Consider the following 1,096-nt stretch of genomic DNA (forward strand, 5'->3'; position numbering starts at 1 on the left):
CACACTCGACATGTACGACGCCCTGGGCTCCACATCCCTCTTGTTCTCCTTCGAGCAAAGGGCAGGCCAACGCGACGCCGCCTTCGTCGAGCAGTCCCAAAAGTGGTTCAACGCCCTCTGGGAAACCATCACGACGGACCTGACACTCTCCTAGTGACTCCTGATACGAAGCAGACTGGTCCGGTGGCAGCAGAGACTGAGAACCTCCAGGAAGTGATCAAGCGCGCCCGCTTCGTCCTCTTCGACTTCGACGGGCCGATCTGTCGGTTGTTCGCGGGCTACTCGGCGGAGAAGGTGGCCCGCCAACTGGTCGCCTGGCTGGAGGGGCAGGGCTTGCGGGGACTGCTGACCGAGGAGGAGCAGATCCACCCGGACCCCCAGGTCCTCCTCGCCGCCGTGAACCGGCGCCGCCCGAACAGCGATCTGGTGACCGAACTGGAGGAGCGGCTCACCCAAGAGGAGCTCCGTGCGGTGTCCAGCGCCTGGCCCACCGCGTATGCGGATCCGCTGATACGGACCTGGAGCGCGGTCGGAACCCGGTTGGCCATAGCGACCAACAATTCGGCCCAGACGGCGATCAGTTACCTCGAGGGCCGTGACCTTGTCGGCTGCTTCGCGCCCAATGTCTACGGTCGCACCGAGAAACTGCACCAACTCAAGCCCGATCCGTACTGTCTTGTCCGAGCCCTGAATGCGATGGGCGCCGCCCCGAACAAAGCCCTCATGATCGGCGACACGCCAACGGACTTCTATGCCGCCCAAGGGGCTGACGTTCCTTTTCTTGGCTACGCGCGTAATGCCGAGAGGGAGAAGGAGCTGAGGTCGGCGGGAGCGGAAGTTGTGGTGAGGTCGCTGGAGTCGGTTCTGCAGATAGTCCGAGGCCGGGTGACCGTCCGCGGGTGATGTGCAAGTGGAGGCGGGCTCTTCAGGACGAGGGCCGGCTCAGCAAGGGCGGTCCGCCGAGGGTGGCGGAGGTGGCGCCCGCGCGGGACGATCCCCAGAGCTGACGATGGTGGGGTTGGCACCTCGACTCACGGAAGCGTTCGCGGCGGGCGGATGTACTGGGGGACGCCGTGTGCCTCACCGCCGAGACCCT

Annotated in this window: 1 protein-coding gene and 1 pseudogene; both read left to right on the plus strand. The window is 65.2% G+C overall.

Annotated elements, in window-relative coordinates; genetic code table 11:
- Nucleotides 1-154: pseudogene (locus tag AOK17_RS52500) on the plus strand (GntR family transcriptional regulator); the annotation flags it as partial.
- A complete protein-coding gene (locus tag AOK17_RS26290; RefSeq protein ID WP_079053294.1) occupies nucleotides 103-903 on the plus strand; it encodes an HAD family hydrolase in 801 nt (266 codons plus the stop codon). The pseudogene AOK17_RS52500 and the gene AOK17_RS26290, both read left to right, overlap by 52 nt.
- The last annotated feature ends 193 nt before the right edge of the window (nucleotides 904-1,096 follow it).

The sequence above is a fragment of the Streptomyces phaeochromogenes genome (assembly GCF_001418655.1).
GTDB classification, from domain to species: Bacteria; Actinomycetota; Actinomycetes; order Streptomycetales; family Streptomycetaceae; genus Streptomyces; species Streptomyces phaeochromogenes.